Genomic DNA, 26,738 nt, shown 5'->3' with positions numbered 1-26,738 from the left:
TGCGGCGGTTCCAGCTTCGGCTCTCCTGCGTCGAGTCTCGCTGAACCGCCGGGTCAGGAACCGCCGAGATGGCCGGTCCGCTCGACCGACAGCTCGTGGGCCAGCAATTCGGCGAATGTGAAGGTTCCGGTGGGCCGGTCGTTCTTGCCGAGCAGATACAGCCGTTTGACCGCGGCGAGCATTCCTTCCGCGATGGCGTCGCGATTAGCGGGAGAAGCCAGCATCCCGCGATCACGCGGGCTGGTGATGTAACCGACGTCGACCTCGACGGTAGGCATGCGGGTCAGGCGAAGCAGGTCCCAGGTGCGGCCGTGCGCCCGGCAGTCCTGTAATCCGGTGCGGGCCACGATCTCTCGCTGAATGAAGTCGGCAAGATTGCGGCCGATGGTGGACACCGAGCCATGCGAGTTGCCGAAGTGGAAGGACGCCACACCATTGGCTGCCGGGCTGACGTGGGTAGCGCAGCGCAGGCTGATCATCAGGTCGGCGCCCACCGCGTTGGCGGTCGCGGCGCGTTCGGCGTCGGACGGGTTGCGGCCGCTGGGACGGGACAGGAAGGTGTCCATCCCGATGGCCGTCATCCGGCCTTCCAAACGACTTGCCAAGTCCCACAAGATATCTGCTTCACTGATCGGTCCCGACGGAGTCTGGATGATCAGCCCGTGGTCACGACCGCCACGGCCCGGGTCAATGACGATCCGCTTGCCGGACAACCGTGGTCCGGACCGCCGCACCAGTTCCTCCTCGCGGATCGCGTGCGGCGAACCGCCGGTCACCCGCGAGGCCAGAAAGTTCAAGGAGCGCAACGTTTCCGGCCCGCAGATACCGTCGGCGTACAAACCGTACTCACGCTGATAGGACATCAACGCGTTGTGCGTCTGGATACCGAAGTAGCCGTCGACCAGACCGGTGTAGAAGCCCAGATCCTGCAGGCGCGCCTGCAGCGTGGCGACGTCGTCGCCGTACATCGGCGCCCCGAACTGGTGGTTGAGAATGCGGGCGCCCAGTCGGTAGGACGCCTCCTTGAGCGCACGGTAGGTCGCCTCGCCGATCACGCCGTCGACGAGCAGGCCACGCTGCTGCTGAAAGGCCCGCACGGCCTGATCCAGGGCTTCGTCGAAGACGTCCAGGGCGACGTGTTTGCCGGTGCTCAGATCCGCGTCGGGGCTGTCCACCAGCCCGAGCGCGGCCAGCGCTGCTCGGATCTCCACTACGGCACCGCTGCGGTCACCACGACGCAGGCCCTGCTCGGTGCCGCGATGCCGACCCGACATTACTGAGCCCCTCCGGTTGTCGCTGTTGGCAGTGGAACCGTGCTGGTGGTTGCCAGCAGATTAGCCAGAATTGTCTCAGATCCCCGGCCAATTTTCGAAAACGGCAAGGCAACAAAAGCCACCTGAGAGCCGAGGCTCACAAGCGTGTCGGACAGTGCCCGGAACCGCTAGGTCGCGTCTGCGAGCTCCCGCAGCAGCGCGGCTTTGCCCTTGGCCCCGACGATCCGCTTCACTGGCTGACCGTCCTTGAACAGGATCAAGGTGGGGATCGAGACCACGTTGAAGTCCCGCGCGGTGTCCGGGTTGGCGTCCACGTCGAGCTTGGCGACGGTGAGCTGATCAGCCTGCTCGGCGGCGATCTCCTCCAGTACCGGGGCCACCATCTTGCAGGGCCCGCACCAGGTCGCCCAGAAATCCACCAGCACGGGCTTACTGCTGGCCAGTACGTCGGCGGCGAAGGTGGCGTCGGAGACGTTCACCGTGGCGTGCTCGGTCATCGGGGTGCTCCCATCAAGGTTTCGGTACCGCTGTCGTGGGCTTCGGCTGTATCGGCCGAGTCTTCGGATTCTGCCAGCCAGCGTTCGGCGTCGATGGCGGCCGCACAGCCGGTTCCGGCCGCGGTGATCGCCTGCCGGTAGGTGCGGTCCACCAGGTCGCCGGCCGCGAAGACCCCCTCCAAGGAGGTGCGGGAACTCGGCTGCTGGACTCGTACGTAGCCGTCCGGGTCCAGGTCGACGGCGCCCCGTACCAGCGCCGAGCGGGGGTCGTGGCCGATCGCGACGAACACGCCGGTCACCGGCAGCGTGGTTTCCGCGCCGGTCTCGGTGTCGCGCACCCGCAGCCCGGTCACGGTCGCCTCACCCTCCACGGCCACCGGGACGCTGTTGGTGAGGAAACGGATCTTGTCGTTCTCGCGGGCCCGGTTGAGCATGATCTTCGAGGCGCGGAACTCGTCACGGCGGTGCACCAACGTCACGCTGCGGGCGAAGCGGGTCAAGAAGGTGGCCTCCTCCATCGCGGAGTCGCCGCCGCCGATCACGGCGATGTCCTGGTCGCGGAAGAAGAACCCGTCGCAGGTGGCACACGAGCTCACCCCGCGGCCGAGCAGTTCCTGCTCACCGGGGATGTTCAGGTAGCGGGCGGCTGCGCCCATGGCCAAGATGACCGCGCGGGCCCGGTGTGTCTCGCCGTCGGCGGTGACCACGGTCTTGACTTGCCCATCCAGATCCACCGATTCGATGTCCTCCATGCGCAGGTCAGCGCCGAAGCGCAGCGCCTGCTCGCGCATCTCGTCCATCAGCTCCGGGCCCATGATGCCGTTGCGGAAGCCGGGGAAGTTCTCTACCTCGGTGGTGGTCATCAGCGCACCGCCGAAGGCGGTCCCCTCGAAGACCAGCGGGGCCAGTTGCGCCCGGGCGGCGTAGATCGCGGCGGTGTACCCGGCCGGGCCGGAACCGATGATGATCACATCGTGGGTGGATGGTGTCTCAGACATCGAGGGCCTTTCCGCGCGGGGGATCTGGTTACTGGGGCTAGCAACGTCAGCGTAGGCGGCGATGTTCCCCAGGTCGCTACTGCCGGGTCCTGCCGGCGTCTAGGGGCGCCGGACGGTGGTGTCGGCCAGCAGTCCGGTATCCGCGGAACTGCAGTGCGGAGCCACCGCCAAAGCGATGATCGTGCCCTCTGGCGTGCCCGGCAACAGCAGCACCACGCCGGGGTGACCGTTGATGGTGACCTCACGGGCTCCCAGCACGTGTGTTGAGGCGGGGTAACCCAGTCCCGCCAGGCAGCCGGCCCGGCGTGCCGGGTCTGTCAGCGGGCCGTAGTCGGGGCGACGGTCCAAGAGCTCCAGGATCTCCGGATCGGACAGCGGCAGCACCGCCGTGGGCGCGGAGGCCACCGTGATGGCGTCCAGGGAGCGGTGGCCGCTGGGGGTGTCGCCGGGGAACCGGATCAGCGCGGCGGTGCCGACCCCGATGGCGATCAGTGCCGCGGCGCCTCCGGCCCAGGCGGCGATCCGCCGTAACGGGGGCAGTGGCCGGCTCGAGTGCGCCGGTGGCCCGGTGCGGGCCCGGGACTGTTCGTCGCCCTCATCGCTTGGCATATTGCCGCTTCCGCTCGCTCTGGTGTCGTCACGCGCAGTCGTCGATCCGACCTGGTAACCCGCCCTCCGGCGCCAAGGCTATCCGGCCGCCGACCGGCCGGACCGCAGCGCCGGGCCCGGGGTGGTGGGTTCGCCCGAGCAGGACGGCCAGCCGCGCGCGACCGCGGGCGCAGCGACTCTTGACGGTGCCCGGTGCCACGCCGAATGCGTGGGCGGCATCAGCGATCGAATAGCCCTGCATGTCGACGGCGACCACCGCGGCCCGCTGGTCGACGGGCAACCGGGACAGCGCCGCGCGCACTTCCAGCGCCGTCTCTACCGCGGCGGTGTGATCTCCGACAGTGGCGTGGGTGACGAGCAGTTCGGTGTAAGGGATCTTGTTGCGGCGCAAGCGATCCAGGCAGGCGTTGATCACGATCCGGTGCAGCCAACTGCCGACGGCGGCGTTGTTGCGAAACGATCCCGCCGCCCGATGTGCCGACAACATCGCCTCCTGCAGCGCATCCTCCGCGTCTTCCGGACACCCGGTGGTGAGCCGGGCCAACCGGCGCAGCCGGCGGTGGTGGCGGCCATAGAGCTCGCCGAAGGCGTAGCGGTCACCGGCGACATGCGCGGCCAACAGCTCGGCGTCGCTGCGGTCCGGGAGTCCCATGGGCGGACAGTAACCAGCGGCGACCCCGCGGGCACTTCACCCAAACGAGCTGTGCACAGGCGGGTTAGCTACGACCATCACGGCGACCCGCTCGCCCGGCTTCGCCGCCCTCGCGATCGCTTAGGACGCTCCCTGCACGGTGATCTCCGAGATCTGGGTGCGGCTCTCGCCACCGGTGTTGCCCATCGTGGAGATCCACACCAGCAGGTTCGAGGTCGGAGACGCTGAGTCGGCGGTGATCTTGTTGGAACCGGGCTGCAGCGCCTTCGCCGGGGCCAACAGGGTGGTGTCCTCGAGGCGCGAGGGCTTCGGCGTCGAAGAGGAGCGCAGCTCCACTCGGGTTCCGGTGCTGGACACGTTCAGCGTGACCGTGCCGATCACGGTGGGCTTGGGCAGTCGCAGCATCAGCCCGACGCCGTTCTTGAAGTTCGGGAACGGCACCGGGTCGGAGTAGGTGTCCGTCGACCAGGCGGTGGCCGGATTGCCGTCGATAGCCAGACCGGCATCCTGGGGCCGGTCTGCCTCGCCACCGGGGGAGAAGACCGTCACCTGCACCGGCTTCACGATGCCGCTGGGTCCGGAGGTGCCCGTCTGCGACGACGCCGACGGACTGCTCAAGCCCAATTCGGTCTTGTCCAACCCGTTGACGTCGCCGAAGATCCGGTTGAGTACCGAGGCCAGCACCAGCAGGGCGACCAGGATGACGGCCCCGCCGATGCCCAGACCGATCAGCACCCGGCGGCGCCGTTCGGCGCGCGTCTCGTCGTCCGGTGGCGCCGGTGCCGGGCGGGGCGCGGGTGCCTCGTCGCCGACCGTGCCCAACAGCTCGGTCTGCTCGTGTAGGGCGGTGGCCTGCTGCAGCAGGTTCGACAGCGTCGACGCGCCGCGGATCCCGCCGTCGGGCTGGATCGCATGGCTGGCTGCCGCAGCGATCTGGAACGGGATGTCCGGGTTGATCGCGTCGGGCTTGACCGGGTTACCGGCCTCGTCGCGGTCGGCGGGCTCCAGCCCCACGTCCGCCCCGGCATCGGCCAACGGCCACCGGTTGACCAGCAGCGCATACAGGGTGGCGCCGATCCCGCGGATGTCGTCCTCGGGCTTGGTGTCCGGCAGCGTGGCGGGGAAGGCCAGGGTGACGTCGCCGTCGATGCTGACCCGGACCCGGGCCGGGTGGTCGATCGACAGAGCCACGCCATTCTGGTGGGCGGATTCGGCAGCGGTGGCCAACGACCGGATCGCGCGGGCGGCACCGATCGGTGACGGCGCGGTGCCGGCCACCTCCTGCAGCGAGGCGCCGCGCACCCATTCGGAGACCACCAGCCCGCCCGCACCGACGCGCACCACGTCCAGCACCCGGGCGATACCGGGCAGGTTGATCTGGCTGAGCCGCTGCGTGCGCGACAGCACGCCGGTGAGCTGGTCATCGGCCATCGTCTGATTCGGGTCGACGAACGTCAACGCGACCTGTCGATCCAGCGCCGTGTCCAGTGCCTGCCAGAACTGCAGCACCGGGGTGCCGCCGTGGCGTACCAGCAGCCGGTAGCGGCCGCCGGCGATGCTCAGGCCCGGCGTCAGCAAGCTGTCGTTGCCGGCTGACTCGGGGGCCTCGGCGGCCCGCTGAGACTGCTGCGGAGCAACGGTCCGCGACGCGGCCCGAGACCCGGCGCCCTCGGAAGGAATGTCGGCCACCTCCGCGCCTTTCGGTGTCCGGCCACCGGCGATGTGCTCCGGCGGCGTGTACGCGGCGGGATCGTTCGGGACGTCCCCGCCGGCTGTGGGCAAACGGTTGTGCTCAGCGTACGGGACGCTCGGATCGGGAGAAGGCGGGTTGGGCATGCCGATCTGGGCTCGGCCGGCACCGATTCTTCGGCGCACCGCGGCCAGGGAGGCAACCGCCTCGGGCACCTCGGCGCGCACCATGACCGCCCCGATGATGGGCAGCATCACCAGTGTCATGACCAGCAGGCGCAGCATCGATCCGGCCGCGCCGTGGTCGGTCAGCATCCGCAGGCCCAGCACCCGATCCAGCACCTCGGCGACCAGCCCGGCCAGCAGCGACGCCGTCAGCGTCACCAGCACGGTGCGGATCACGTCTGGCCCCAGCAGATGCCCACTGACCGGACGCAGCGAGCGCCGCAGCAACACGTGCCCGACGAGCGCGCCCGCAAGAAAGCCCAGGCCGTTGGCCAGGCCGAGGTAGGCCGCCACCAGATCAGGGTTGTCGGTCAGATGCGGGGCTGCCATCGACGCGACGATCTTCACCGCGGTGATCACCACGATGATGGCGATGGGAGTCCACGGTTGCTCCCGGGCGTAGAACACCCGCAGCTGCAACAGCACCATGGCGTAGGGGATCAACGTGAAGGCCGACATCGCCACCGCAGCGCCGAGGAACCCGGCGTCGACGTTGCCGAAGTTGCCGTAGGCGAACAGCGCGCTGCCGATCGCCGGGCCGCCGACGGTCATCAGTGCCACGATCGGAATAAGGGTGATCATCATCAGCCGGGTGGCCAGGGACAGATCCGCCAGCACCGCGGGATCGTCGCCGGCGGCGGCGTTGCGGCTCAACCGGGGCATCACCACGGTCAGCACCGTCACGCCGATCATGCCGAACGGCAGCTGCAGCAACAGCCAGGCGTAGTAGTAGATCGCCGGGCCGGACGCGGCGGCGGTGCTGGCGATCTGATTGGTCACCACCAGGCCGACCTGGCTGATCAAGACGTAGAGCACCATCGCCGAGGCCATCGTGCCGAAACGCTTGAGCCGGTCGTCGATTCCCCACAGCGGGCGCAGGCTGATCCGCTCCCGCCGGATCGCAACCAGCAGGACGGCGGTCTGGGCGACGACGCCGGCCGTGGTGCCTAGGCCAAGTACCAGCAGCTTGGCGTTGCCCATCCGCACCGGGTCGACGGACAGTTCCCCCGGCACCAGCAGGTAGGCCACCAGGGTGGCGATCGCGACGACGTTGTTGACCACCGGCGCCCAGGCAGGTGCCCCGAAGATGTTGCGGGTGTTCAGGATTGCCATGAACACCGAGGACAGCCCGTAGCAGATCACCTGGGGTAGCAGCAGATAGGCGAATGCGATGGTCAGCGGCTCGTTGACCTGAGGATCCCCGCCCAGCATCAACCGCACCAGCATCGGCGCCGCCGCCACCGAGATGACGGTGGTGGCCAGCAGCAGGGCGGTGGCCAGCGTGACCAGCCGGCGTACGAACGCGGCGCCGCCGTCGGCGTCGTCGCGTTCGGCGCGGGCCAGCACCGGCACGAAGATCGCGGTGAACGTCGCCTCCAGCACCAGGGCGGCGATCTGGTTCGGCAGCTGGTTGGCCACCGAGAAGGCGCTCGACAGCGCGGCCCCCAGGATCGCCGCCAACAGCACCACCCGGACGAACCCGGTGATGCGGCTAACCAGGGTCGCCAAAGCCATCCCCCAGGAGCGCGACACCACGGCAGCGTCGGTCAACTCGGGGCGTGCGGGTTGCTGGGCCGGCGTGCTCACCGGTCTGCACCCGGGTTCGGTGGGGGCGCGGGCAGGTCGGCCCGGTCGGGCTGGCCGCGGAAGCGGTGCCAGAGCCGGCGCCCGGTCAGCACCGTCAGGGCCGCCGCTGCCGTCATGGTGATCAAGAACAGCACCATGCCGTAGGCGTTGGAATGCACCGACAATCGGACGGATTCACCCAGTGGCAGACCGTCGGGGGTTTGTAGCGCGGCGTCGACGACGAAGTGCTGGTTGACGCGTACCTCGACCGGAACCCGCAGCGGCAGATAGCCCGGCGGCAACTCCAACTCCCCGACATCGGTCACCGTCATTCCGGGTGGGGCGTCGACGTGCAGCCGCACCCGGATCGGTACCGCCAGGTCGTTGCGCAGCGCCAGTGGCAGCGGGCTGTGCTCGGTGGCCAGCGTGTAGGAGTCGGCGGGGTTGACGATGGTGACCGCGCCGATCAGGTCGTTGACGGTGTCGCCGATGATCGCCAGGCGCTGCGCAGCCAGGCCGTTGCGGACATCGACCGGCTCGGACTGGGTCAGCGCGCGCAGCATCCCTTCGGCGAGCGGCGCGGTGTACTGGTCACCGGTCAGGCCGGTGCGGGCGTCGGTGGTCAACGCGGAGGTCAAGCCCGACAGCCGGCTGATGTCGTTGGCTACCGCGCCAATGACGTCCGGGCTGAAACCGCCCGCCGGCTGTTGGGTCGGCAGCGGATGCTCGGGGAGGGCTGTCACGTTGCGCGCATCGGCGATCACCGTGGTCAGTGGCCGTGCCACGGCCAGCCCGGAGCGCAGCGCGGTGGCCAAGGTGGTCAGCACGGCCTGGGCGTCGTCGGCGCGGGGTTTCCAGTACGCCGGCGGCATCAGAATCTCGTCGCGTAGCGCGCCGGGGCTCTCCGGGGATTCCAGTCCACGCCACAACATGGAGCCCAGGGCGTCCTGGCGACGGGCCAGCGCCGAGTCGTGACGAAGCCGGACGGCCAACGAGGAGTCCTGGTAGCTGGGCGCGACCGGATCGGTTCCCATCGCCGCCAGCGCGGCGCCGACGGCGGGGTCATAGGGCACGGCCACCAGCTGTGGGGACACCCGCCGCGGGGTGACGTCGGCGGTGGCCGAGGCGCCGGACGCGGAGTCCTGCGCCGCACAGTCGCCGGCGGTGATCACCACCGCGCCGCTCTGGGCACTGATCAGGTCCGCGGCGCCGGCCGTGAGCCGGCCATCGCCGAGCAGGATCACACCGCGGGTGGAGCTCACCTCGAGGATGCGGTCGACGATGTCGGCGGGTTTGTGCAGCGCGATCTCGTCGAGCCGCCCGTCGCCGACCCGCGCGAGTGCGTCCAGGTCGGTCTGCGCGTAGGGGGTCGCCGTGACGCAGGTGTGGTGTGCCAACCGCCGCAGCCGTTCCAGCCAGGTCCGGGCCGCTTCGCGGCCGGTGCCCGGATGCGAGGTAGCACTCTCGGGGGAGTCGGCGACGACGTAGCCGTTGGTCATCGCGTTGACGGTGACCACTAGGTCGGGGTCGACGGCCAGGCACAGAGCTTGGTTGACCACGCCGTTGGCGTCGACAGCGGGGCTGGTGGCGAATTCGGCGGCGGACAGCAGCGCATCGAGGCGCCCGCCGGGGGCCAGCGAGGTCGCCAGGTCGTCGTCGGTGAGCCGAACCGGCAGGGTGCCGCCGGGCGCGCCGGGGGTCAGCCGGGGCCGATCGGCCAGCGGCCAGAACATGGTGAGGCGCACCGGCTGGGAGATGTCGGGGGCGACGGCGCCGGCCGAAAGTTCGGAGTCCGCGTCGGGCTTGGGCAGGCCGGTCACCGGGAGCAGGAAGCGGGCGTCGTCGAGCCGGGTCGGCTCGCCGTAGTCGGGTGTGCCGTTGACGTTGACCAGCACCGGATAGATGCCGGGGTGGTCAACGTTCAAGGCCGGCTGGCTCGCCGAGCGCAGCGGCGCCGACAGCGTGAAGCGGGCTTCCTGACCGCGCTGCAGCTCGGCGGCCACCGTGCTGAACGTGCCTACCGCGCGGTACTGGTCGTTGGCTCCGCTGAGGTTGGTGCGCAGCCCGGCAGAGGAGGCGACCGCGCCGGCCTGTTCGAGGCGCACCATCACATCGCGAACCGGGCGGTCGCCCACATTGCTCACCGTGCCGGCGACCGTGACGACCGGGACGCTGGAGGTGGTGACGACTTCCGGGGTGACGCGGTCGATGCGGACCTGGACGAACGGAGCCACATCGGGTTCACCGGCGGGAACGTGCGGGGCGGCGCCGCCGAGCGCCGTGCCGAGGGTCATCAGGAGGGCGGCTACCACCGCCGGGAGGGCCGCCAACCGCCTCGGCGAGGGACCCCCACCGCTTCGTCGCGTGCGGGTCACGGGTCCAGCCTGCGACCGTTCTTCGGGTCCGGCGAGTTCTCGCCTGCGCGAGTACGGCGGGCGCGCGAATGCGTCTGCTGGCGTCGCCAGGGTGCGGTCACCGGCAGGGGCGGCAGGGCGGCCGGGCCGTCGGCCTGCAACCGGTCGATCAACTCGTCGGCGACCAGTGCCAACCGTCGCTCGTCGGCGTACGCCAAGCGCGACGGCAGCTCCCGGATCGGCACCCACGCCACTTCGGCGACCTCAACATCGTCGTCGCATAGCTCTCCACTGGAGAACCGCATCAGATAGTGGTGCACGGTCTTGTGCACTCGGCGACCGTCGGTGACGAACCAGTAGTCGATGCTGCCCAGCGCAGCCAGCACGCTGCCCTGCACGCCGGTTTCTTCGGCGACCTCGCGGATCGCGGTCTGCTCGGCGGTCTCACCGACTTCGATATGTCCTTTGGGCAGTGACCACAGCATCCTGCCCCGCCGGTCGACCCGGCCGATCAGCGCCGCGACCTGCTCTTCGCGCGGGCCGTCGATGCCGTCGACGACCAGCCCACCCGCGGAGGTCTCGTGCACGGTGCGCAACCGATCCGGCCCGTGCCGCGCGGTGCGGGGCCGCCGCTGGGCCGCCCGAGAAGGAGTCGCGCTCGGGCTGGGGCTGGCCTCGGTGGCCGGGGATTCGGCGTGGTTGATTTTCGGACCAGACGTGCGTCGACCACGACGCCGCCTGCGGCGCCGTCCCGAATTGGCTTCTCCGCCGTCGGCCGACACCCATGCGATAGTAGCTGGCACGCTCGGCCCGACCTGCCTCCCTCGCCGGTGACCCGCGGGGCCCGGTTTCGCCGTGTTGCGTCCGCCGAGAGTGCGGAATAGTCGGCGCGGCCCGCGAAAAACCTACGAAACCGCACACTCGGCCGCGAGACAGCCCGCTTCGCCCGGCTTCGCCGTCCTCGCGACCACCGCGGTGCCGGTGGCGGTGGCGGTGGCCCGCTTCGCCCGGCTTCGCCGTCCTCGCGACCACCGCGGTGCCGGTGGCGGTGGCCCGCTTCGCCCGGCTTCGCCGTCCTCGCGACCACCGCTAAGCTCATCGAACGTGCCTGAAGCCCATCAAGACGCTGACCTGCTGACCACGGCGGCCGTCGCGCTGAATCGGCACGCCGAGTTGCTGCGCAGCCTCGGCGCGATGTTCTCCGAAGCCGGCCAGGAGATCTACCTGGTCGGCGGATCGGTCCGCGACGCGCTGTTGGGCCGGCCGAGCCCGGATCTGGATTTCACCACCGACGCGCGCCCCGAGCAGGTGCAGCGCATTCTGCGGGGCCGCACCGAAGCGATGTGGGACACCGGCATCGAGTTCGGCACGGTGGGTGCAACGCTGGTCGGGCAACGCGTGGAGATCACCACCTTCCGGGCCGACAAGTATGACCAGGTGTCCCGCAATCCCGAAGTGCGCTTCGGGGATTCGCTCGATGAGGATCTGGTGCGCCGCGACTTCACCGCCAACGCGATGGCGGTCCGCATCACCGCGGCCGGGCCGGGGGAGTTCCTCGACCCGCTCGGCGGGCTGGCGGCATTGCGGGCCGGCGTGCTCGACACCCCCACCGCACCGCAGGTTTCCTTCGGCGACGACCCGCTTCGGATGTTGCGCGCCGCCCGGTTCGTTTCGCAGCTCGGCTTCACGGTGGCGCCGCGGGTGCGTGCCGCGATCGAGGACATGGCGCCAGAGCTCGCTCGCATCACCGCGGAGCGCGTGGCCGCCGAATTGGACAAGTTGCTGGTGGGCGCCGACCCGGTAGCCGGCCTGGATCTGATGGTGGCCACCGGGATGGGCGATGTGGTGCTGCCCGAGGTGGGTGGCATGCGGATGGCGATCGACGAGCATCACCAGCACAAGGACGTCTACCAGCATTCGCTGACCGTGCTGCGTCAGGCGATCGACCTGGAGGATGACGGCCCCGATTTGGTCCTGCGCTGGGCGGCGTTGCTGCACGACATCGGCAAGCCCGCCACCCGCCGGCACGAAACCGACGGAGGCGTGAGCTTCCACCACCACGAGGTGGTGGGCGCGAAGATGGCCCGGAAACGGATGCGCGCGCTGCGCTACTCCAAGCAGATGGTCGACGACGTGTCCCAGCTGGTCTACCTGCACCTGCGGTTCCACGGCTACGGCGACGGCAAGTGGACCGACTCGGCGGTGCGGCGCTACGTCACCGACGCGGGACCGCTGCTGGCACGGCTGCACAAGCTGGTGCGGGCCGACTGCACCACCCGCAACAAGCGGCGCGCGGCGCGCCTGCAGGCCAGCTACGACCAGCTCGAAGAGCGGATCGCAGTTCTGGCCGAGCAGGAAGACCTGCAGCGGGTGCGCCCGGACCTCGACGGCAACGAGATCATGGCGCTGCTCGATATCCCGGCGGGTCCGCAGGTGGGCCGCGCATGGAGCCATCTCAAGGAGCTGCGCCTGGAGCGCGGGCCGCTGACGCGCGAGGAGGCGACGGCCGAGCTGCTGTCGTGGTGGCAGAACCAGGGGAACCGCTAGCGGGATCTGCGCGTCTGAGCAGAGTATGGACTACTGCCTGGGCGACGGTGAGGGCGCGGCCACGATGTGGACCGGCGTTGCGGACTTGGATCTTGACGGGGACGGGGTGGCCGACGCCATCAGCCTCGATTTCGACGGCGACGGACTGCGCGACGACGCGCTGGTGGATCTCGACGGGGACGGTGTGGCCGATCACCTCCTGCTGGACCTCGACGACGACGGCACCCCGGAGGCCTCCTTCATCGACGACGGCTCCGGCACCTGGGGACACGGCGCCATGGCGGGCTCGGCAGATCGATCGGGCGGGCTGCGCTGGCTGGGTCTCGACGACATCGAGCACACCGGCGGTCCGCTGGTGGATTTCGACGGCGACGGGCGGGTCAACGACCGGCTGCTGGACTCCGACGGTGACGGGCGGGCTGATCGGGTGCTGATCGGCAGTGCGGCGGGCCGCTATGGCGCGGCCTACGTCGACACCGACGCCGATGGGCGGTGGAACGTCAAGCTCACCGACGCCGATGGTGACGGTGCCGCCGATGGCGCCACCGTGTTGTGAACTGCCGGACAGCTAGGGGTATCGACGAACGGCGAAGCCGGAGATACTGAACCCGGCGACATCTTTGCCTCGGGCAGGACACCCCACGGGGGGCACCAATGATGAAGATGTGGGTGGGCGCCCTCCTGGGGGCACCGCTGGTGGCCGCCCCGACGGTGATCGGAGCGGCCAGTGGCGCGGGCCTCGCCGCGGCTGGTGATCACCGGATCCTCGATTACGGCCTGGCCGCAGAAGCCCTGGTCATGATCCCGGCGATGAACCAGTATTGGCTCGACCTGAGCAAAGACCTGTACCTGGTGCCGAACGGGTTCGACCCCGACGGAACGGCGACGTTTCTACAGGTGCCCGAAACCAACGATCTGAACGCCAGCATCAGCGGGGCCACCCAGATCCTGACTGACGCGATCGCCCAGCGATGGAGCGACGGCGCGTTCAGTTCCGAAGACCCGCTGTACATCTTCGGTTACTCGCAATCCAATGTGGCGGCGGGGCTGGCTGCAGAACAACTCCATCAGCAGTATCCCGATATGCCTTTGGACGCACTGCATTTCGTGATGGTGGGTGACAGTGCCGCGGACGGCGGATTCCTGAGCGGATTCATGGCGACGTTGCTGCAAGGGATACCGGAGTCGTGGCATGGCGACGTGATCAACATGGTCTATCAGTTCGCCGAGATGATGCACATTGACTCGGTCATCGGCCTGGTGACCCCGAGTGATCTGTACACGACAGACGTCTACTCTCTCTCCAGCGACGGCTTCGCGAACTGGGATAACGGCCAGCAGATGGTCGGCATGTTCAGCGACCACCTCGCATACCTGGGCTTGACTCCGGCGGAGATCGCCAGCGCGACCGATGAGGTGATCGGAAACGCGACGTACCACATGATCGACTCCGCCAACGTGAACATGTTCCAGGCCTTGCTGAATTCGCTCGACATGATCATCGGCGGAGTCCTGGCCTGGTTCTGAGGCGCGAGATCTCAGCGCCCCCGGCCGGGCTGATGCGGCCGGGTCTCGCTTCGCGCTGACGCGCTCAGCGCCCCCGGCCGGGCTGATGCGGCTCCGACTCTCTTCGCGCAAGCGCTCATCGACCGGAGCCGGGAGGCCCCGCGAAGGCTTGGGCGATCTCTAACCAACGCTGCGCGTCGTCGCCGTGGGCGGTGACGTCCAGGTCGGCCAGCGCACGCCGCTGCGTCACCAAAAAGCAGAAGTCCTCGGCGGTTCCGGTCACCCGCTGGGCGGCGTTCACCGGGCCCCATGCCCACACCCCGCCCTCGGGAGCGTGAAGTTCCACGTGAAACGGTTCGGCCGGCGGGGTCAGGTTGTGCACGGTGAAGGCGAAGTCCCGGGTCCGCACCCCCAGGTGGGCAATCGACCGCAACCGCGCCGTGGGGCGCCGGCGCACCCCGAGTGCGTCGGCCACGTCCAGGCCGTGCGCCCAGGTCTCCATTAGTCGAGCAGTGGCCATCGAGGCCGCGCTCATCGGCGGACCGAACCAGGGCAACTTGCGACCGTCGGCCACACCGAGCAGCTCCTGGTGCAGCTTCGCGCGGGTGGAGCGCCAGTCGGCCAATAGCTCGGCCGGCGGCAGCTGGGCCAGTTCGTCGGCGGCGGCGTCGACGAATCCGGCCGGATCCTTCATCGCGTCGGCGAGTGCGGCAGCAAAACCCGCCTCGTCGGTAATGGCGGTCAGCGACACCCGATCGGTCCACAGCAGATGCGCGATCTGATGGGCGATCGTCCAGCCCGCCGCCGGCGTGGGCGTGCCCCATTGACTGTCGGCAAGCGGGGCCACCAGGGCGTCGAGCTCGTCGCTTTCGGCGCTCAGATCGGCGACGATCGATTCAGTTTCGGCCATGCTCGTACTTTAGGCTCACCGGTTCGCGCCGCCGCCCGATGAACGCGTGACCGGCCAAACCGACCAGATACAGCAGGGTGCCGGCCACAATCAGCGACGGCGCCTGCCCGTCGGGGGGAATCAGCGCCGCGGCGCCGGCCACAGCGACGATGAATGACACCCAGAACAGCGAATCCTGTACCGCGAAGACGTGTCCGCGCAAGGCGTCGTCGACGTCGATCTGCATGGCTGTGTCGGCGCAGAGCTTGACCATCTGCCCGGCGACTCCGAGCAGGAATCCGCACAACACCAGCACCGGTAGGTACAGCCCGACGGCGGCCAGTTGGATGACCGCAGCCGCGGCCAGGGCGCCATTGGTGGTGGCGTAGCGGCCCCAGCGGTGCACCGCCGGTGGGGTCAGCACCGTGGCCAGAAATGACCCGGCGCCGGCCGAGGCGACGAACAGCGCCGTGGTGCCCAGGCCGGACACCGTGTGCTCGCCGACGTGCCGCACCAGCACCAGCACCACCAGCGTGTTGATGCCGAAGGCCATGCGGTGCGCGGCCAGTCCGGACAGGGTGGCGGCCACGGTAGGCCGGTCGCGCACCGTCCGGATGCCGTGCATCCAGCCCGTCGTCACCGCATAAAGCACCGAGCCGTGGATCGCCCGCTTGGTGTCGTCCGGACCGAGCACGTGGGCTTCGAAGCGCAGCGAGAGCACCAGGGCGATCGCGACCGGGATAGCGACGGCCGCGATGATCGACGCCGCACCGCGGTCGTCGGCGCCGATCAGCCAGCGCGGCAGCAGCATGAAATTGGCGCCCAAGAAGGCGGCCACCGCACCGGTGGCGATCGCCACGGCGTTCATCGTCACGACCTGCTCGCGCGGTACCACGTGCGGCAGCGCCGCCGACAGTCCCGAGGCGATGAACCGGGTGAACCCGTTGGCGATCAGTGCCGCGCACAGCACCGGCAGATCACCGGCACCGACAGCCAGTAGCGCCGCGATCCCGAGCACCAGCACCAGCCGGGCGAGGTTGGCCACCACCATCACCTGGCGACGATCCCAGCGGTCCAGCAGCGCGCCGGCGAACGGCCCCAGCACCGAATACGGCAAGAACAGCACGGCGAAGGCACCCGCGATCGCCCACGGGGAGGCGGCCCGGTCCGGGTTGAACAGCAGCGCTCCGGCCAGCCCGGCTTGGAACAGGCCGTCGCCGAATTGGCTGGCGGCCCGCAGTTCCAGCAGTCTGCGGAACTCCGGCAGGCCGCGCGCCGACCGCCACAGTGTCGCGGGTGCGCGGTTGTCCACCACAGAACCTCTTCCAGACTCGGGCGGCGGCGCGGCACCGGCCCCAAACCAGCCTACAAATATTGCGGGTCGGTCGATGTTCGGCACAGCTCAACACGGATGACGGCGGCGGGTGTCATGATGGAAAAATGGCCCAACCCGAAGATCCCGAGGACTATGTCGCGCCCGCTGCGCATCGGGTACGGGCCGGCACGCTGCTGTTGGCCAACACCGATCTGCTCGAACCCACGTTTCGCCGCACGGTGATCTATGTGGTCGAGCACAACGACGGTGGAACCTTGGGCGTGGTGCTCAACCGCCCCAGTGAAACCGCTGTCTACAACGTGCTGCCGCAGTGGTCCGAGCTGGCCGCCAAACCCAAAACGATGTTCATCGGCGGCCCGGTCAAACGCGACGCCGCCCTGTGCGTCGGGCTGTTGCGGGTCGGCGCCGAGCCCCACGGTGTGCCCGGTCTGCGGCACATCGACGGTCGGCTGGTGATGGTCGATCTCGATGCGGATCCCGAGACCGTCGCGCCGCATGTGGAGGGTGTGCGGATCTTCGCCGGCTACGCCGGTTGGACCATCGGCCAGCTCGAGGGTGAGATCGAGCGTGATGACTGGATCGTGCTCTCGGCGCTGCCGTCGGATGTGATGGTGCCGCCACGAGTCGACCTATGGGGGCGAGCGCTGCGCCGGCAGCCGTGGCCCACCGCGCTGTTGGCCACCCACCCGATCGACATCAGCCGCAACTGAGGCGGCGGCCAGCGCCGCCCGAGCGTCTTACCCGCAGCCGCAGCCGCTGCCGCACCCGGAGGCCGGCTCCGGCGGCGCGGGTTCTCCGCAGCCGCAGCCCGCACCGCAACCCGCCTCCTCGACGGGCGCACTGTCGCCGCAACCGCAGCCCGAGGCGCAACAGCCGGCGGGGGCTGCCGCGCTGGCCTGAGCCGACAGCCGTGCCGCGTAGCGGGCCCCCTGCCAGGCTCCGGCGGCCAGCGTGGCGAGTGCCCCGGTGATCGAGATGATCAGCGCCAGCAGTGCCATCGACGGCGGGCCGGCCAGCACCAGCACGCCACCCGCGCCCAGGATCACCCCGACGGCGATCTGGGCGGGCGCGACAGCCCGCAGCACCAACTGTTCGGGGTCACCGGTGAGCGGGCGCACCAACGTCCGCACACCGAACACCAGCGACACCAACGCCGCAACCAGGCACAAGGCACCCATGATCAGCATGGGTCCACCATACGAGCCGGGCGGTTAGCCCGTGGTGCCCACCTGGTGGCGGATGACGCCGGACTCCACCGGAGGGTGGGGGGCGTCGAGCGGCGGCGGAGCGGTGCCCACCTGGTGGCGCACCGTGCCCGATTGCACCGGACCGCTGGGGGCAGGTGGCGGCGGGTTGGTCCCGGGCCGCTCGACACGGAATCCGTTGATGATCCCGTCGGTCGCCGGAGCCGTGCCGATCGCGCGACCGGCACCGGTGGTAACGGTCAGCGACACCAGATAGGCCGTGTCATCTGTCGGCACGATCACGTGGCGCCGCGACGTGTTCAGCGTCATGTCGGCGTCGCGGTAGGTCCCCTCGATGATCGACGAGGGAAACCCGTTGAAGTCGTTCAGCGAGGCGTTGGTGGTCTGCCAGGCCATCAGTGTCTGGCTGTCGACGAACCCGTGCGTGATCGCTTCCTTCGGGTCGAACTGCCCGTCCAGCCGGTAGACCACGACCTGGGCGTTGGGGGTGTAAAGCGACCCGCTGCGCCGGTCGGCGATCACGGCGAACGCGTCGGGGACGTTGGGGTCGGGCACGTGGGACCAGCCCGCCGGCATCGGCAAGGTGATGTTGAACGCGTTGAACCCGGCGGGCTGTTGCGGTTGCAACTGCACCTTCTTGGCCGCGAAGTAGTCGCGCAGGGTGCCCGAGGTCGCCGGCACGAGACCGCTTGGCGGCGCTACCGCCGCCGGGGCCCCAGGCACGCCCGCCGGCGGCGGGATCGCGGGCACCGGAGCCGCCGGGCGCGGCGCCGACGCGAGCGGCCCGGTTACCGGCGCCGCTGCCGGCTGGGCGGCGGGGCCGTAGGGGTTCGGCTGTGCCGGGACCAGCGGCTCGGCCGCCACGGCGGGGATACCGGCCAAGCCCGCCGCCATGACAGCGGCGCAGCCGAAAAGGAGTCGCCAACGGTGCGCGGTGTTCGTCATCTCCAGGGTCCTTCCGGGGCGGGCCGGGTAGTGATGCCCTGGCCGTGAAATGACGGTAGCCACGCGCCGACAGCGTCGCCAGGGCTGCAACCGACCTGGAACGAACCCCTCACCGGGTCGCAATCCAACTGATACCAAGCTGTGGCGATCAGACCGAGAAGCGCCGCCGTTTACCCTGTTGAGGTGAACGAAGCCCCGACCACCCAGGGACCCGGCGGTTCAGCGAGGCTCGCCGGAGGCGAGGTGAAGCTGGGACCGCCGCATGAGCACAGCGACCCCACCGACCAGGCACCCCGGCACCGCTACAACGCGACGCTGGCCGGGCGTATCGAAGACACCTGGCAGCACCACTGGGAGCAAGCGGGCACCTTCAACGTCGCCAACCCGGTCGGGTCGCTCGCGCCGACCGACGGTTCGGCCGTTCCCGCCGACAAGATGTTCGTCCAGGACATGTTCCCCTACCCGTCCGGGGACGGCCTGCACGTCGGGCACCCGCTGGGTTACATCGCCACCGACGTCTACGCCCGCTACTTCCGGATGACCGGCCACAACGTGCTGCACGCCCTGGGCTTCGACGCGTTCGGCCTGCCCGCCGAGCAGTACGCGGTGCAGACCGGCACCCACCCACGAACGCGTACCGAGGCCAACGTCGAGAACTTCCGCCGGCAACTGCGACGCCTCGGCCTGGGTCACGACAGCCGACGCAGCTTCTCCACCACCGACGTCGACTTCTACAAGTGGACGCAATGGATCTTCCTGCAGATCTACAACGCCTGGTTCGATGCGAGTGCGAACAAGGCGCGTCCCATCTCCGAGCTGATCGCCGAATACGACTCCGGTGCACGCACTCTCGATGACGGCCGAGACTGGGCGCAGTTGTCGGCCGGTGAGCGTGCCGACGTCATCGACGGCCACCGACTGGTCTACCGCACGGACTCGATGGTCAACTGGTGTCCGGGGCTGGGCACCGTGTTGGCCAACGAAGAGGTCACCGCCGATGGGCGAAGCGACCGCGGGAATTTCCCGGTGTTCCGGAAGCGGTTGCGGCAGTGGATGATGCGGATCACCGCATACTCCGACCGGCTGCTCGACGATCTCGAGCTGCTGGACTGGCCGGAGAAGGTCAAGACCATGCAGCGCAACTGGATCGGGCGCTCCACCGGTGCGGCGGCATTGTTCGGCGCGGCCACCACTGACGGTTCAGCGGTGGACATCGAGGTGTTCACCACACGCCCGGACACGCTTTTCGGTGCCACCTATCTGGTGCTGGCTCCCGAGCACGAGCTGGTCGACCGGCTGACTGTCGACGCGTGGCCGGACGGGGTGGACGGGCGCTGGACTTTCGGAGCAGCCACCCCGACAGCTGCCGTCGCCGACTATCGCAAGGCGATCGCGGCGAAGTCGGACCTGGAACGCCAGGAGAACAAGACCAAAACCGGTGTGTTCCTAGGCAGTTACGCCACCAACCCCGCCAACGGGCAGCAGGTGCCGATCTTCATTGCCGATTATGTGCTGGCCGGCTACGGAACCGGCGCCATCATGGCGGTTCCCGGGCACGACCAGCGCGACTGGGAGTTCGCCGCCGAGTTCGGCCTACCGGTAGTCGAAGTCATTGCCGGTGGCGACATTTCAGAATCCGCTTACGCCGGTGACGGCACTCTGGTCAATTCCGGTCCGCTGGACGGAATGGCGGTCGGTGACGCCAAGAAGGCGATGACGCAACAGCTGGAGGAGCAGGGCCGCGGCTGGGCGCGCATCGAATACAAGTTGCGGGACTGGCTATTCGCCCGGCAGCGGTACTGGGGCGAGCCGTTCCCGATCGTCTTCGATGCCGACGGTCGCGCGCACCCGCTGGACGCGGCGGCACTGCCGGTCGAGCTGCCCGACGTCGCCGACTACTCACCGGTGCTGTTCGACCCGGACGACGCGTCCAGCGAACCCTCGCCCCCGCTGGCCAAGGCGACCGACTGGGTGCATGTCGAGCTGGACCTCGGCGACGGACTGCAGCCCTACACCCGTGACACCAATGTCATGCCGCAGTGGGCCGGAAGTTCCTGGTACGAGCTGCGTTACACCGACCCGCACAACGCCGAACGCTTCTGCGCGCCGGAGAACGAGGCCTACTGGATGGGGCCCCGGCCCGCCGAGCACGGACCCGATGACCCGGGCGGCGTGGACCTCTACGTCGGCGGCGCCGAGCACGCGGTGCTGCACCTGCTGTACTGCCGCTTCTGGCACAAGGTGCTCTACGACCTCGGGCACGTCAGCTCGCGTGAGCCCTACCGCCGGTTGGTCAACCAGGGCTACATCCAGGCTGCCGCCTACACCGACGCCCGCGGGTCTTATGTGCCGGCAGCCGAAGTCACCGAACGCGACGGAAAGTTCTACCTTCCGGGCGCCGACGGTGACACCGAAGTGTTCGCCGAATACGGCAAAATGGGTAAGAGCCTGAAGAATTCGGTGTCTCCCGACGAGATCTGCGACAGCTACGGGGCCGACACGCTGCGGGTCTACGAGATGTCGATGGGTCCGCTGGATATGTCGCGGCCGTGGGCCACGAAGGATGTGGTCGGCGCACATCGCTTTCTGCAGCGGGTATGGCGGCTGGTGGTTGACGAGGAGACCGGCGAGACCCGGGTGCTCGACGGCGAACCGGACACCGAGACCCTGCGACTGCTGCACCGCACGATCGTTGGGGTGTCGGAAGATTACGCGGCACTGCGCAACAACACCGCGGCCGCCAAGCTGATCGAGTACACCAACCACCTGACCAAACAGCATCGCGAAGGGGTTCCGCGCTCGGCGGTCGAGCCGCTGGCGCTGCTGCTCGCACCGCTGGCTCCACACCTGGCCGAAGAATTGTGGCGGCGACTCGGTCACGATTCCTCGCTGGCGCACGGACCGTTCCCGGTGGCCGACCCGGCCTACCTGGTGACCGACACCGTCGACTACCCGGTACAGGTGAACGGCAAGAAGCGCGGACTGGTCACGGTGCCCGCCGATGCCGATGGCGACGCGATCAAGGCCGCAGCGCTGGCCGACGAGAAGGTGCAGGCATTCCTGTCCGGTGCCACCCCGAAGAAGGTGATCGTGGTGCCCGGCCGATTGGTGAATCTGGTGGTGTGACAACGATGCCGGTGCTGCGGAACTTACTGACGCCATTCGTCCTGTGGTGGCGGTACTGGCCGCAGCTGGCAGCGTGTTACCTCGCCGGACTGGTGGTCCGCCGGGTGGTTATCGCCGCGGCCGCCTGGGCCGGCCACAGCAATCCGTTGTGGGCGGCACTGATCATGCCCGGCGCCGGCCTGGCACAGCTGGGTTCCTACGTGGCGATGTTCTTGGTGCTGCGCCGCGGTCTCCCCGAGGTGGCCGCGCTGCCGCGCCGGTCGCTGCGCAGCATCGACCTGTTCACCACCGTGATCGTGCCGTTCTTCGCCATCTATCTGGCCTGGCAGATGTTCAAGGAAGACTGGCTGGCCTATCAACGTCTGGCGCTCGATTACCGGGTAGCCGACGCGATGAGCGGGATCAATACCGAGATGCTGCCGATCTCCCGAACCACCTGGGTGGTGGTGGCTGGTGCCCTGGTCGCCCGTTACGTATTAGGGCACTTCAGTAGTCGGCTGCCGACAGCGCTGATCGCGCTGCGCGTCTATATCGATGCGCTGTGGGTGTTCCTGGTGCTGACCTTCTCGCTGGCGGCGGGCATCACCGTGTTGATCAAACCCGGCGATTGGATCAGCCATCGTCGTCTTGTGGTGTGGTTCAACACGGTTCGTGCTGACGCTTTCTCGCACGTCCAGTCGTTGCAGACGGCGTGGCAGGGGTTGATGTGGCTGGTGCGGACGGTGTTCGGGGGTGCGGCCGTACCGCTGATGTGGCTGGCCGCGGCCGGAATCGTCTACGGGGTGTCCGCCCAGATCGATTGGCCGACCGTCCTGCGGCGAGCCGGCGCGCCGGGGGAGACGGCGGTCGGGGTCACCGAGCGCTGGCGACAGACACCCGAACAGCTACGGTCGCGGGCCACGGAGTACGCCAAGTCCAAGACCGGACGGTTCGGCCCGATTGTCGATGCGGCCCGGCTGATTCTGCACGGCGGTGTGGTGGGCCTGTCCGCTTATGTCTTGGCGTATCTGGTGTTGGCGTGGCTGGACATGCGGGGCAGCTTCTACCGCACTCAGCTGACCGAAGGCTACCTGTACCGGGGGATGGCAAAGGTTCTCGGTCCGCACGGCCCGGAGTTCTGGTCGGCGTTCGGCGGCACCATGAGCCTGGCCTCGCAGCTGATCATTCAGCCGTTGCGGATCGCCCTGGTCGCGGCGATGTTCGCCTACTGCGTGCGCCGGGCCAACCTGGCCACCGTCACCGCTGACGCGGGAAGCCCGGGCTCACAAGGCGAATCGCAGCATGATGGCGCCGTCGGTGTTGATCAGGTCGACCGCGGTGGGCACGGCATCCGACGGCAGCAGGAAACTCAGTTGCAGCGGCCCCGGTTTGGTGCACCGGTCGGTGGCGTCGCCGACCAATGGCGCCGCGTTTCCGATGGCGGCGGTCTGCCAGCGACGCCGCCCGTCGGTGATGACCGCGGTGCATTCCCCGGCGAGAGGCGTTCCGGTCCGCTCGACGGTGACCACGGTTAGCGCCGTGTGAGCCGGCAGGGCGGCCGTGGGTGCATGCGGCACCGCGTTGAGGTGGTGGATCGAGCCCAACCGCCAGGTCTGCCCGTAGGCGGTCACGCTGTCGGCCTTCGTGACCAGCACGGCCGGAGTGACGCGGGCGCGATAAGCCGACCAGTCTGGATATAGCTCAGTGATCCCGAGGACGGCCGCGGCGACGGCGGCCACCGCGAGTCCGATCACGTTGCGCTGCCAAAGGCGAAGCGTGCGGTCGCTCATCCCGTCACCTCCGGTGCCACCACCAGGACTGTGCCGGAGGTGGAATCCAGGTGGCCGCGCAGGTTGATCACCAACCGGTCATCCAGGCGGTCGTCGAGGCCGGGCCACACGTGCAGCTCGAACGGGTCGGCCCCGGGCGGGTCGAACAGCTCGGGTGGCACGTCGAAGACCCAGGCGCCGCGCTGGGTAATGCCCGGATCGGCGCGGTAGCCCAGCGTGTAGCTGGGGAATCGATCGGACGGCCGGTAGGTGTTGGGGCCCACCCGAAGTTCCACGCTGGGCATCGCCGTCCGCTCAGTCGCCGACACACTCGCGCGCACCACCACCCACGCCCCAGCGGCGGTCACCGGCGGCGGGTTCGCCCACCGCGCCGACCCTTGTACCTCACGCGTCAGCTGTACGCCGTCGACGGTGACCGTCAGCGAACGCCCACTGGTCTCGACGCCGAACCGGCCGGGGACATCGAACGGTCCGTAGACGCGAGTGCTGTCGGGGAGGTGCTGCCACAGCAGCGCGGCAGCCACCAGGATCGGCGCCGCGACCAGGGCGGCAGTCAGTCCCGGGCGGGATCGCCGGACCGGTGCGCTCATTTGACGGTCACCGGCAGGGTGATCTCGGCGTAGTCGCTCGAGCTGTCCACCCAGTCTCGGCCGTAGGTGACCAGCAATTCGGTAAAGCGTTTCTGGGTGACCCGCAACGTCACGGTGAGGTCCGGATGAATCGCACTGTCGGGAATGCGCCACACGAACACGAGCTGCTCTTCGAGGCCCGGCCCCAACTGGGTGATGGGGGAGCCGTCGATCATCCGAAACACCCCGACTGAGGTGCTTTGCGGCTGGTCGCGCAGCTGCAGTTCGCCGATCAGCCGGCCGGGAATGGTGCCGTCGTTGCGGACCGTGCTCACCACACCCAGATAGCGATGGCCGGGCTGGGCCGGTGCGATGATCCGCCGACCGGCGCGTAGCTCGTTGACCACCGAAGCGCGGGCGATGGTCAGGGTGAACTCACCATCGCTGTGCGCTTCGTCGGCCGCAAAGACGCTGGGGCCGGCATCCACTGTGTCCAGCCCGCCGAACAGGCCGGCTACGGCCAGGATCACGCCGGCGGTGAATGTCCGCAATTGACGCAACTTGCGCCGCTTGAGTTCACCGCGCAGCCAGGGGCCCACCGCTGAGATGCGTTGCGTGACTTTGTTCGGGGCCATGGATTCTTCAGTCGCAGCGCGTATCAGGCGCGTACGCCGGCGACCTGACTGGTGATGCGTTCGGCGATGGTGGCTGCGGCGGGTCCGCCGTTGCCGTACTGACACACCTTGATGCTGTAGAGCACATTGCGGGTCACCCCGGCGACATCCGAGCAGCTGTAGCCGATCGGCTGCTGGTCGGACAGCTGGTCCTCCACCCACCGGGCCGAGGTCGGGGTCACCGTCTGAATCCGGAACCGCCACTGGGCGTCCGTGTTGTCCTTGATGCTGGCGATGACCCCGTTGCACTTGGCCATCGCGGCCTTGCTGAACACCTTCTGGAAGGTCTGCGTCGCCGTGGCGGCGTCGGCGTAGGTCGCCACCCGCTGCTGGACGGTGAACTCCCAGTTCTCGGCGTCGTCCCGGTCGGCGCGGAACCGGTAGCCGGTGTAGTCGCGGCCGAAGGTTTCGACGTCGGGACCGGTCAGCATCGCGCACGCCGAGTGCTCGCCGAGGTCGTCGGATTTGTAGGGCCGCCGGTTGGCCTTTTCCCAGTCGAACGTGACCCCGACGATGTCGCCGACCGCGGCCGGGGACAACAACAGTGACTCGACCTTGCCTGCAGGCACCGTGGCGTCGCCCGAATCGGCCGCGGCGACCGGAAGGAGCCCGGCGACCAGCGTGCCCAGGCACATGACGCCTATTCCGAAAAGCAGTCCCTGCGGTGCCTTCATCGCTGCCGCCTTTCCTCGCATGCCGGTCACGGGTGGGGAATCCAGTCGTTGATCTGATTGCCGATCGCTGTCGCAGCCGGTGCTGCGTTGCCGAATTGGCATACGGTCACCGTGAATTCGACGTTGCTGCGGGTCCGTGCCTCATGCGCACAAGTCCAGTCGTTGGGCTTGCCGTCGGCGTGCTGGTCCAGCGTCCATCGGGCGGTGTCCGCGGTGACGTCGGAAACGTTGAGCCGCCACGTGATGCGGTCGTCGTCACCCTGGCGATGCACCACCGCACCGTCACAGCCGGCCAGGGCCTTCTTGTCGAAGGTTTTGCCGAAGTTCGCGGCCGCAGTGGCGACATCGGCGAAGGCGGCCACTTCCTGGGCGACGAAATGTTGTGAGCTGTCCTCGCCGTCCCGCACGCTCTGGCGCCGGAATGCGGTGTATTCGTTGGCGTAGCTGTCGGTGTTGGAGCCGAACAACACCGCGCAGCCCGCTTTGTCGCCCAGGCCGCCGGCCGGCGCACCGGGCCTGGTGAACACCGTCTCGAATCCCAGCTTCGCGCCGACGACGTTGTTGAGCTCCTCGATCGGAACCAACAGTGCGCCAAGCTTGCCCGGTGTCACCAAGCGGGGCCCGGCGGCCGGGACCGGAATCGGAGTTGCTGCGCGCTGCCCGCTTGGCTCACCGGCCGGGGCGGCGGGTGCCGTCGGATCCGGTTGGACGCTGGGTGGCGCCGCTGCGGCCGCCGGCGCAACCGTGGCGGCGCTGTCCCGGTCGGGGTCGTCACCGGCGCAGCCGGCGAGGGTCAGCGCGGCCAGCCCGACACAGCAGCCGGCGATAAGTCGGCGCGTCACGGCAGCTTGACCAGCATCTTGTTGGCCAGCTGAAGGCTCTGCTTGACCAGACCGATGTTGGATCGGCACGCCGACACCTCGACCACGACGTTGCCCTGCGATGTCATGGCGTGTGAGCAGGCGCCGCCGTCATCGGTGATGTTGTTGACCAGGTAGATGTCGTCGGTGGTGGAGACCACGTTGTTGACGGTCCGGGTCTGCGTGGAGCCGCTGAGATCGCCGGTCACCTTCTTGCGGCCGCAGTCGGTCCAGTTCTGGATGGTGTTGGCCACCATGTTGGCCGCGGCGTGTTCGTCGGTGTAGCTGGAGGCCACCGAGATCACCGAATAGGTGTTCTTGGAACCGAATCCGGTGAGCTCCTGATAGTTCAGGCCGGTGTAGCCACTACCGTCATAGGTCTTGTCCAGGCCGGCATAGACCGCGCTGGCGCATTGCGCATCGGAGGTGCTGGCCGCACCGGCGATCGGCGAGGTCGCGGTCTTGTACACCGTCAACTCGAGGGGCGGATCGGACGGCCACTTGACGATCGGCGACGCCTCCGCCGAGCTCAGCTGGAGTGCGGCCAGGTCAACGTCCGCGGAAGGGGTGGTGTCGTCGATGCCGGGCGCGCCCGGGGTGGCCGAGGCCAGGCCGGGCAGTACGGCCAGCGCCCCGGCGGCGCAGGTCGCGATCGCGAGCGCCAGGTAACCGATTCTCCGGTCGGTGTCGTCCCGTTGCATTGCACGTCCTTAACGTTGGGTCCGTCGGTTCGGTTATCGATGGAACCACATTGCGGACTCCAACGGAGGGGTC

Annotated in this window: 23 protein-coding genes; 6 read left to right on the top strand and 17 right to left on the bottom strand. The window is 68.8% G+C overall.

Annotated elements, in window-relative coordinates; genetic code table 11:
* Positions 1 to 53 precede the first annotated feature (53 nt).
* The 8 genes from ACKY0X_RS22500 to ACKY0X_RS22465 form a co-directional block, all read right to left on the bottom strand.
* Complete coding sequence (locus tag ACKY0X_RS22500) at positions 54 to 1,274, bottom strand: N-acetylmuramoyl-L-alanine amidase (RefSeq protein ID WP_409427794.1); 1,221 nt, start codon at positions 1,272 to 1,274, stop codon at positions 54 to 56.
* Positions 1,275 to 1,441: 167 nt separating this feature from the next.
* Entirely contained in the window at positions 1,442 to 1,771 is a 330-nt protein-coding gene (trxA, locus tag ACKY0X_RS22495; protein ID WP_024442083.1) for a thioredoxin, read from the bottom strand.
* Entirely contained in the window at positions 1,768 to 2,769 is a 1,002-nt protein-coding gene (gene trxB / locus ACKY0X_RS22490) for a thioredoxin-disulfide reductase (protein ID WP_409427793.1), read from the bottom strand. The genes trxA and trxB overlap by 4 nt, the downstream gene beginning before the upstream one ends.
* 99 nt (positions 2,770 to 2,868) lie before the next feature.
* Positions 2,869 to 3,378, bottom strand: a complete 510-nt coding sequence (locus tag ACKY0X_RS22485; RefSeq protein WP_205843443.1) for a hypothetical protein — start codon at positions 3,376 to 3,378, stop codon at positions 2,869 to 2,871.
* A 28-nt stretch (positions 3,379 to 3,406) separates the two neighbouring features.
* On the bottom strand, positions 3,407 to 4,030 hold the full coding sequence (gene sigM / locus ACKY0X_RS22480; protein WP_409427792.1) for an RNA polymerase sigma factor SigM: 624 nt from the start codon (positions 4,028 to 4,030) through the stop codon (positions 3,407 to 3,409).
* A 120-nt stretch (positions 4,031 to 4,150) separates the two neighbouring features.
* Positions 4,151 to 7,531, bottom strand: a complete 3,381-nt coding sequence (murJ, locus tag ACKY0X_RS22475) for a murein biosynthesis integral membrane protein MurJ (RefSeq protein WP_409427791.1) — start codon at positions 7,529 to 7,531, stop codon at positions 4,151 to 4,153.
* Complete coding sequence (locus ACKY0X_RS22470) at positions 7,528 to 9,804, bottom strand: hypothetical protein (protein ID WP_409427790.1); 2,277 nt, start codon at positions 9,802 to 9,804, stop codon at positions 7,528 to 7,530. Before ACKY0X_RS22470 ends, murJ begins: the two co-directional genes overlap by 4 nt.
* Before the next feature lie 77 nt (positions 9,805 to 9,881).
* Complete coding sequence (locus ACKY0X_RS22465) at positions 9,882 to 10,646, bottom strand: NUDIX hydrolase (protein WP_409427789.1); 765 nt, start codon at positions 10,644 to 10,646, stop codon at positions 9,882 to 9,884.
* A gap of 322 nt (positions 10,647 to 10,968) precedes the next feature.
* Between ACKY0X_RS22465 and ACKY0X_RS22460 the strand changes: the two genes are divergently transcribed.
* The 3 genes from ACKY0X_RS22460 (at position 10,969) to ACKY0X_RS22450 (ending at position 13,938) form a co-directional block, all read left to right on the top strand.
* Positions 10,969 to 12,411, top strand: a complete 1,443-nt coding sequence (locus ACKY0X_RS22460) for a CCA tRNA nucleotidyltransferase (RefSeq protein WP_409427788.1) — start codon at positions 10,969 to 10,971, stop codon at positions 12,409 to 12,411.
* A gap of 25 nt (positions 12,412 to 12,436) precedes the next feature.
* Positions 12,437 to 12,967 carry a pullulanase gene (locus ACKY0X_RS22455; RefSeq protein WP_409427787.1) on the top strand — a complete coding sequence of 177 codons (531 nt, stop codon included), beginning with the start codon at positions 12,437 to 12,439 and terminating at the stop codon, positions 12,965 to 12,967.
* Positions 12,968 to 13,065: 98 nt separating this feature from the next.
* Positions 13,066 to 13,938, top strand: coding sequence for a PE-PPE domain-containing protein (locus tag ACKY0X_RS22450; RefSeq protein ID WP_409427786.1), 873 nt, complete (start codon positions 13,066 to 13,068; stop codon positions 13,936 to 13,938).
* A gap of 115 nt (positions 13,939 to 14,053) precedes the next feature.
* Here the strand turns inward: ACKY0X_RS22450 and ACKY0X_RS22445 are convergent, their stop codons facing one another.
* Complete coding sequence (locus ACKY0X_RS22445; RefSeq protein ID WP_409427785.1) at positions 14,054 to 14,827, bottom strand: TIGR03084 family metal-binding protein; 774 nt, start codon at positions 14,825 to 14,827, stop codon at positions 14,054 to 14,056.
* Positions 14,814 to 16,121: an MFS transporter gene (locus ACKY0X_RS22440; RefSeq protein WP_409427784.1), complete on the bottom strand. Its 1,308-nt coding sequence runs from the start codon at positions 16,119 to 16,121 to the stop codon at positions 14,814 to 14,816. The genes ACKY0X_RS22445 and ACKY0X_RS22440 overlap by 14 nt, the downstream gene beginning before the upstream one ends.
* Positions 16,122 to 16,246: 125 nt before the next feature.
* On the opposite strand from ACKY0X_RS22440, the gene ACKY0X_RS22435 reads away from it, so the two are divergent.
* Positions 16,247 to 16,852, top strand: coding sequence for a YqgE/AlgH family protein (locus ACKY0X_RS22435; protein WP_406759500.1), 606 nt, complete (start codon positions 16,247 to 16,249; stop codon positions 16,850 to 16,852).
* A gap of 27 nt (positions 16,853 to 16,879) precedes the next feature.
* On the opposite strand, the gene ACKY0X_RS22430 is transcribed toward ACKY0X_RS22435, so the two are convergent.
* Both ACKY0X_RS22430 and ACKY0X_RS22425 read right to left on the bottom strand, forming a co-directional pair.
* Positions 16,880 to 17,329, bottom strand: coding sequence for a hypothetical protein (locus ACKY0X_RS22430; RefSeq protein ID WP_409427783.1), 450 nt, complete (start codon positions 17,327 to 17,329; stop codon positions 16,880 to 16,882).
* A gap of 24 nt (positions 17,330 to 17,353) precedes the next feature.
* A complete protein-coding gene (locus tag ACKY0X_RS22425; protein WP_409427782.1) occupies positions 17,354 to 18,292 on the bottom strand; it encodes an LpqN/LpqT family lipoprotein in 939 nt (312 codons plus the stop codon).
* Positions 18,293 to 18,535: 243 nt separating this feature from the next.
* On the opposite strand from ACKY0X_RS22425, the gene leuS reads away from it, so the two are divergent.
* On the top strand, positions 18,536 to 21,418 hold the full coding sequence (leuS, locus tag ACKY0X_RS22420; RefSeq protein ID WP_409429747.1) for a leucine--tRNA ligase: 2,883 nt from the start codon (positions 18,536 to 18,538) through the stop codon (positions 21,416 to 21,418).
* A gap of 5 nt (positions 21,419 to 21,423) precedes the next feature.
* Positions 21,424 to 22,932, top strand: a complete 1,509-nt coding sequence (locus tag ACKY0X_RS22415; RefSeq protein ID WP_409429746.1) for a hypothetical protein — start codon at positions 21,424 to 21,426, stop codon at positions 22,930 to 22,932.
* A 251-nt stretch (positions 22,933 to 23,183) separates the two neighbouring features.
* Here the strand turns inward: ACKY0X_RS22415 and ACKY0X_RS22410 are convergent, their stop codons facing one another.
* Genes ACKY0X_RS22410 through ACKY0X_RS22390 form a run of 5 tightly spaced genes read right to left on the bottom strand, consistent with a single transcriptional unit; the run spans position 23,184 to position 26,665 of the window.
* Complete coding sequence (locus tag ACKY0X_RS22410) at positions 23,184 to 23,777, bottom strand: hypothetical protein (protein WP_409427781.1); 594 nt, start codon at positions 23,775 to 23,777, stop codon at positions 23,184 to 23,186.
* The gene (locus tag ACKY0X_RS22405) at positions 23,774 to 24,391 is read right to left on the bottom strand and encodes a hypothetical protein (RefSeq protein ID WP_409427780.1); all 618 of its coding nucleotides are present in this window, start codon (positions 24,389 to 24,391) and stop codon (positions 23,774 to 23,776) included. The genes ACKY0X_RS22410 and ACKY0X_RS22405 overlap by 4 nt, the downstream gene beginning before the upstream one ends.
* Before the next feature lie 23 nt (positions 24,392 to 24,414).
* The gene (locus ACKY0X_RS22400) at positions 24,415 to 25,104 is read right to left on the bottom strand and encodes a sensor domain-containing protein (protein WP_409427779.1); all 690 of its coding nucleotides are present in this window, start codon (positions 25,102 to 25,104) and stop codon (positions 24,415 to 24,417) included.
* Between the two features lie 26 nt (positions 25,105 to 25,130).
* Positions 25,131 to 25,946 (bottom strand): sensor domain-containing protein, encoded by an 816-nt coding sequence (locus ACKY0X_RS22395; protein WP_409427778.1) that lies wholly within the window; start codon positions 25,944 to 25,946, stop codon positions 25,131 to 25,133.
* Positions 25,943 to 26,665 (bottom strand): sensor domain-containing protein, encoded by a 723-nt coding sequence (locus ACKY0X_RS22390; RefSeq protein WP_409427777.1) that lies wholly within the window; start codon positions 26,663 to 26,665, stop codon positions 25,943 to 25,945. The genes ACKY0X_RS22395 and ACKY0X_RS22390 overlap by 4 nt, the downstream gene beginning before the upstream one ends.
* Positions 26,666 to 26,738: the final 73 nt, after the last annotated feature.

Origin of the sequence: Mycobacterium sp. SMC-11 (assembly GCF_046250095.1) — a bacterium.
Classification (GTDB): Bacteria; Actinomycetota; Actinomycetes; order Mycobacteriales; family Mycobacteriaceae; genus Mycobacterium; species Mycobacterium heraklionense_A.
The sequence above is the reverse complement of the archived record's forward strand: the minus strand, read 5'-3'. Positions and strand labels throughout refer to the sequence as shown.

Coding starts and splice junctions, on each gene's coding strand:
- ACKY0X_RS22400 (WP_409427779.1), bottom strand. CDS start 25,104: ATGAAGGCACCGCAGGGACTGCTTTTCGGAATAGGCGTCATGTGCCTG.
- ACKY0X_RS22455 (WP_409427787.1), top strand. CDS start 12,437: ATGGACTACTGCCTGGGCGACGGTGAGGGCGCGGCCACGATGTGGACC.
- ACKY0X_RS22415 (WP_409429746.1), top strand. CDS start 21,424: ATGCCGGTGCTGCGGAACTTACTGACGCCATTCGTCCTGTGGTGGCGG.
- ACKY0X_RS22430 (WP_409427783.1), bottom strand. CDS start 17,329: ATGCTGATCATGGGTGCCTTGTGCCTGGTTGCGGCGTTGGTGTCGCTG.
- ACKY0X_RS22485 (WP_205843443.1), bottom strand. CDS start 3,378: ATGCCAAGCGATGAGGGCGACGAACAGTCCCGGGCCCGCACCGGGCCA.
- trxA (WP_024442083.1), bottom strand. CDS start 1,771: ATGACCGAGCACGCCACGGTGAACGTCTCCGACGCCACCTTCGCCGCC.
- ACKY0X_RS22410 (WP_409427781.1), bottom strand. CDS start 23,777: ATGAGCGCACCGGTCCGGCGATCCCGCCCGGGACTGACTGCCGCCCTG.
- ACKY0X_RS22470 (WP_409427790.1), bottom strand. CDS start 9,804: ATGACCCTCGGCACGGCGCTCGGCGGCGCCGCCCCGCACGTTCCCGCC.
- trxB (WP_409427793.1), bottom strand. CDS start 2,769: ATGTCTGAGACACCATCCACCCACGATGTGATCATCATCGGTTCCGGC.
- ACKY0X_RS22390 (WP_409427777.1), bottom strand. CDS start 26,665: ATGCAACGGGACGACACCGACCGGAGAATCGGTTACCTGGCGCTCGCG.
- ACKY0X_RS22405 (WP_409427780.1), bottom strand. CDS start 24,391: ATGGCCCCGAACAAAGTCACGCAACGCATCTCAGCGGTGGGCCCCTGG.
- ACKY0X_RS22445 (WP_409427785.1), bottom strand. CDS start 14,827: ATGGCCGAAACTGAATCGATCGTCGCCGATCTGAGCGCCGAAAGCGAC.
- ACKY0X_RS22450 (WP_409427786.1), top strand. CDS start 13,066: ATGATGAAGATGTGGGTGGGCGCCCTCCTGGGGGCACCGCTGGTGGCC.
- sigM (WP_409427792.1), bottom strand. CDS start 4,030: ATGGGACTCCCGGACCGCAGCGACGCCGAGCTGTTGGCCGCGCATGTC.
- ACKY0X_RS22500 (WP_409427794.1), bottom strand. CDS start 1,274: ATGTCGGGTCGGCATCGCGGCACCGAGCAGGGCCTGCGTCGTGGTGAC.
- ACKY0X_RS22425 (WP_409427782.1), bottom strand. CDS start 18,292: ATGACGAACACCGCGCACCGTTGGCGACTCCTTTTCGGCTGCGCCGCT.
- ACKY0X_RS22435 (WP_406759500.1), top strand. CDS start 16,247: ATGGCCCAACCCGAAGATCCCGAGGACTATGTCGCGCCCGCTGCGCAT.